Below are 4,949 nucleotides of genomic sequence, written 5' to 3'. Positions count from 1 at the left end.
ATTGGAAATTAATTGGAAATAAATTGGAAATAAATTGGAAGTTAATTGGAAATAAATTGGAAATAAATTGGAAGTTAATTGGAAATAAATTGAAAATCATAGAAACCATGATAAGTCATCTGAAATCAATAATTTTCCCTCTTCCATAACCACACCCCATCGCTCATCTAATCTACGACTTCCATGTCATGCTTTTTCTTCATCCCTTTCGCAGAGCCTATGTAGCCTTAAAAGTTCGGCAATGAAACCGTATATTTTCATCCTGGGGTTGAGGGAAGATTTCGGATTCTGGAAAATCATCTGCATTCCGATTTCCAGGTGTTTAAACTCGCTTCCCTTAAGCCTGGAAATGTTGGTCAGATAGTGGCATTTAAAATCATTGGTTTTAAGCAGACTCATGATCATAAGCCTTTTTTTATCTTTAATATCGGATCAAGTATCCTTTCCATATCCCTGCTTATGAATGCAAGACAGAGCAGGAGGAAAATGAGCATAAACAACGGAGGCAATAACCACCATTTCCAGTAAGGTGTAAAATATATCGAACGGAAACTGGTTGCATGATTAAGCATCATCCCCCAGCTCTTGGAAGTAGGATCTCCAAGGCCCAGGAAGGCAAGTCCTGCTTCGGCTATGATTGCGTGTGAGGATATCCCGATGACAAGCACAAACAGGACAGGCAGAACTTCAGGAAATATATGCCTCCGGAGCAGGTAAAATGGCTTTGCGCCGTAGTTCCTGGCGGCAATAATATAGTTGTTATTCTTTAGTGACAATGTCTGGGAACGTGCAATACGTGCAGGTTTGGCCCAGCTGAAAATAACAAGTATAAGAATTACGTTAAGAATGCTTGGACCAAGAAAAGCAGATATTACAATCAGAAGAGGAAAGCTTGGAAGAGCCATTGTCACATCAATTACTCTCATCAAGCCCTGATCAACATGCCCTCCAATATATCCTGCCAGTATTCCAAGAGCTCCTCCCCCAAAACCTGCTATAACGGCTACGGCAAGCCCTATTGTAAGGCTCATTCTTGCACCGTAACATATCTGTGACCAGATATCCAGACCGAGTTCATCGGTTCCAAGTATGTGTCCGGGACCAGGAGGTTCAAGTGAATCGCCTGTAATCTTCTGAGGAGGATAAATTGTTATCACAGGAGCAAAAACTGCCATTAAAATGATGCAGAGAATTCCAAGGATACCAATTTTACCTTCAGTACTGAACCTGGAGAATGGTTTAGCTATGCTGCTGACAGTTCTGTTAATTCTGTCAATTCCGTTAACTCTACCAATTTTGTTAATTTTATTAATATTTAAAGCCTGAATAAAAGAGAGTATTCCGGCGTTTCCAGAAGCATCAGTATCCTTTATTATATCACAACCCTCGGATCAAGTTTCCCGTATATTTTGTCAACCAGAAGGTTGCAGATAAGTATGGAAATTGCAATTACTAGGAGAATACCCTGAATAAGCGGATAATCCCGGCCGACTACAGCACTTCTGAGTGTCATCCCTATGCCTGGATAGGAAAAAACATTCTCAACCAGTACAACACCCCCCATCATTATGCCGATCGTAAAACCTGTTCTTGTCACTACCGGGAGCAGTGCATTTCGGAGTGCATGCCGGATCCAAACGTTTTTTTCACCCAGACCTTTGGCTCTGGCAGTCCTGATATAATCCTTTGTGGTTACAGTAATCAGTGTGTTTCTGGTGAGCAAGTACACGCCGGTCAGTTGTGAAAGTGAGAGAGTCAGAACAGGCAGAAAGGCATGGTACGATATATCCAGTATCTGTTCTGCAGGACCATTATAGTTTGCGAAGGGGATAACAGCACCTGCAAGTGGAAAAAGCCTGAGATATACACTAAAAATCAGAAGAAGGATCAGACCAAGCAGAAAGGAAGGAATTTCTGCAAAGGCAATCATACCCGTCATCATAATTCTATCACTCTCCTTCTTCCGGTTCTTTGCAGAAATTGTTCCAAGAACCACACCGGAGATTGTACTGATTACTGTAGCACTCATGACAATCAATATAGTCCAGGGAAGATGGAGCAGTATTACGTCGCTGACCGGCATTTTATAATAAATACTCCTTCCAAGATTGCCAGTCATCAGGTTTTTCATATATGCTAAAAATTGTTCAGGCAATGGCCTGTCAAGTCCGTAATAATTTATGTAATAAAGGTGCTGCTCCTCTGTCATTACAATAATGTCTTCCCCAACTTCATCTGCGGAAGTTGTTGAGAATGGATCTCCAGGCATCATCCTCGGTAGAAAAAAATTAATGACAAGAATTATAAAAAGTGTTGATAACAACCTGAAAATAAACGAATTCCTGTCATTTACCATCCAATCATCTTTTCCCTTTACTATCCGATCATCTGCCTTTAACTTCCCAAACCATCATACCGGTATATACATCAGACTCAGAATGGTAGATTCCATCTGGGGAGGCATTTTGATAATAATCCTTTATTTTCTGCTTTGTTTCGTCATCAAAATCCCGGTCCCTTCCAATGAACCCTATTGTCTGTTCTGCCGTTTCTTTCCAGTTTAGTTCATCCTTCCATTCGGAATGGTTGATCCGAAGCGATGGCTTGTAGCCTGAGAGGTAAAGATACATGAATGGATAAATTATGCCGTTCATGTTATTTTCGGATTTTTCACCGAGTATCGAACTCCTGATGTCACGATATGCCCTGTCCTCTTCTCTTCTCAGAAAGTTACTGTAATAACAGAGATTTTTCGAGCACTCCATCATTTTGTCAAAACTTTCGATATCCTTTACTCCCGGGGTCATGGATGCAATTACCAGGTCAAATTCATTCCGGAACCCAAGCTCATCTATGTCTGCGGTCCACCAGGAGCATTCAACGATATCTACCGGAAGAGACTCTGTTTTTACAGAATCTTTCAGTCTGTCAAGCATTCCTGATGAGATATCAAGTGCTGTCACCTCTGCTCCAAGCTTTGAAAGAGGGAGAGTGAGAGTACCGGGCCCGCACCCGATATCCAGGACTCTGGAACCTTCCGGATTAAATCCGGCCTCTTCAAGGAGGTCGAGAATCTCATCGGTTCTCTTCTTTCTGTTATCTTTTTCAATGTTATTCGCATAGTCCCCAGAACGTTTGTTCCAGAACGCTGCCATCCTGCCCTCATCCTGGAGCATCACACTAGTTGTAGTTTTTTTCCAGCAGTCGATCAGGTTATCAATGTTATCTTTTTGTTGCAATTCCATCCCTCTCTAAATACGAAAGAATACTGTGTGTTCTTGCATGGTGATCGTATCTATTCATCCAGCCGTCATATTTTGAAATGCGCCATACATCATATGATGTAGTATAATAGAGCGGTATTGCGGGTACATCATTAGCAAGTACGATCTGCATATTGTATACTATTTCTTTCCGTTTACTATCGTTCAATTCCTGCAATTCCTGAGTGCCAAGATCATTCAGGGTATCATTGTGGTAACCAAATATTGCTGCGCCAGATGATACACTTCCTGACTGTGCACCTGTGTCACAGTACCTTGTACGGAGATAATCCGCATCCTGCCCCCAGCCGCCAAAGCCGCTGATCGCAAGTTCAAAGTCTCCGCTCTTTAGATTGGCATCACGGGATTTACTCTCAAGGGCTTTCACCTGAACGTCAATTCCCACCTCACTCAGTCTCTCTTTTATAAGTTCGCCGATACGGACTTCGTTACTGCCAAGAGATAATACATATGACAGTTTTTCCCCGTTTTTATCAAGTATTCCATCCCCATCTGTGTCAGTCCATCCGGCTTCTTCAAGCAATGCTCGAGCCTTATCCGGATTGTAATCATATTTTGGCTGGTCAGAGTTATACCAAATATGGTCTTCAGGGAGTATGCCCATTTTACCGGCTTTGCCTGCACCTCTTGCGATCTTTTCCACCAGTTCATCGCGATCAATGGCGTAAGCAAAGGCCTGCCTTATTCTACTGTTATTTAGTTCAGGACATTTTTTCATATTGAAATAAAACTGGTAACCCCAGAAAGCCGGCTGCTGGACTATTCTTATATCAGAATCTGATTTGAACCGGTCAAGAGTATCAGGCGATATACTTGTGAAATCTATTTGTCCCTGTTCAAAAGCTATCAATGAGTCGCTGACCGGAATAAATTCGACGGCTTTAACGGCAAGCTCCGGTCCCCAGAAATTCTCATTTGCTACAAACCGATATGTTCCATGCTCTTTGTTGTACTCATCAAGAATGAACGGGCCAGTGCCAATGACTGCTTCCGGATCAAGGAAACTGGTAGGATCGGAGACATTTTTGTATATATGCTCAGGTATGATTTTAAAACTCGTGAGCTTATAAATGAATGGAGAAGCAGGCTGAGTGAGTACGAACTTGACGGTACTGGAATTCACAACCTGAACATTATCTATAATACCGGACTCAATTCCACCTGATATGGGCACATTTTTCTGCTCGTAATCGAAAGTAAATTTAACATCATTTGCCGTAAAAGGCACTCCATCGCTCCAGTTGACACCGTCACGGAGATAAACTGTATATTCTGTTCCATTTGAATTGACATCCCAGCTTTCAGCCAACCAGGGAATTATACCTTTTTCATCCCTTTCGAACAGGCTGTCAAAGATCATTCCAACTTTTGATGACCCAGGACCCCTCGGATATATTGTAAACGGCTGTGGATAGCCACAATCTCCTCCGCTTAGATTTACAACATCCACATACTTTGATCCGTCGGAAGGGTTCTCAACCAATGCCCCTGTCTGATCAGAAGCGTTTTCAGCCGATGCTCCGGCCTGAGTATTGTCCTTATTAGCACAGCCCGCCGTTATTAAAATCAGTGCTGTCAAGAAAATAGAAAATAATAACTTTTTTTTCTCCATCACAGAACACCTTATTTTGTGAATTAACCTACCTAATCACCTGCAATATGAAT

The 4,949-nt window shown here is 42.0% G+C and carries 5 protein-coding genes; all 5 read right to left on the bottom strand.

Going from position 1 to position 4,949, the window contains the following annotated elements; translation table 11 throughout:
- Positions 1-186 precede the first annotated feature (186 nt).
- Positions 187-399 (bottom strand): hypothetical protein, encoded by a 213-nt coding sequence (locus A9239_RS00085; protein WP_141706310.1) that lies wholly within the window; start codon positions 397-399, stop codon positions 187-189.
- A gap of 2 nt (positions 400-401) precedes the next feature.
- A complete protein-coding gene (locus A9239_RS00080; protein WP_230629235.1) occupies positions 402-1,175 on the bottom strand; it encodes an ABC transporter permease in 774 nt (257 codons plus the stop codon).
- A 197-nt stretch (positions 1,176-1,372) separates the two neighbouring features.
- Positions 1,373-2,269, bottom strand: coding sequence for an ABC transporter permease (locus tag A9239_RS00075; RefSeq protein ID WP_230629236.1), 897 nt, complete (start codon positions 2,267-2,269; stop codon positions 1,373-1,375).
- 115 nt (positions 2,270-2,384) lie between these two features.
- The gene (locus tag A9239_RS00070) at positions 2,385-3,245 is read right to left on the bottom strand and encodes a class I SAM-dependent methyltransferase (RefSeq protein ID WP_048118984.1); all 861 of its coding nucleotides are present in this window, start codon (positions 3,243-3,245) and stop codon (positions 2,385-2,387) included.
- Entirely contained in the window at positions 3,223-4,896 is a 1,674-nt protein-coding gene (locus A9239_RS00065) for an ABC transporter substrate-binding protein (protein WP_048155002.1), read from the bottom strand. The genes A9239_RS00070 and A9239_RS00065 overlap by 23 nt, the downstream gene beginning before the upstream one ends.
- Positions 4,897-4,949: the final 53 nt, after the last annotated feature.

The organism is Methanosarcina sp. A14, assembly GCF_001729375.1.
Lineage (GTDB): Archaea > Halobacteriota > Methanosarcinia > Methanosarcinales > Methanosarcinaceae > Methanosarcina > Methanosarcina barkeri.
Note: the sequence above shows the minus strand (reverse complement) of the source record. Positions and strands in the feature narration are given on the sequence as shown.

What these genes read in the sequence shown, in the direction of transcription:
- A9239_RS00075 (WP_230629236.1), bottom strand. Translation starts at nt 2,269, where the DNA reads ATGCCTGGAGATCCATTCTCAACAACTTCCGCAGATGAAGTTGGGGAA.
- A9239_RS00085 (WP_141706310.1), bottom strand. Translation starts at nt 399, where the DNA reads ATGAGTCTGCTTAAAACCAATGATTTTAAATGCCACTATCTGACCAAC.
- A9239_RS00080 (WP_230629235.1), bottom strand. Translation starts at nt 1,175, where the DNA reads ATGGCAGTTTTTGCTCCTGTGATAACAATTTATCCTCCTCAGAAGATT.
- A9239_RS00070 (WP_048118984.1), bottom strand. Translation starts at nt 3,245, where the DNA reads ATGGAATTGCAACAAAAAGATAACATTGATAACCTGATCGACTGCTGG.
- A9239_RS00065 (WP_048155002.1), bottom strand. Translation starts at nt 4,896, where the DNA reads ATGGAGAAAAAAAAGTTATTATTTTCTATTTTCTTGACAGCACTGATT.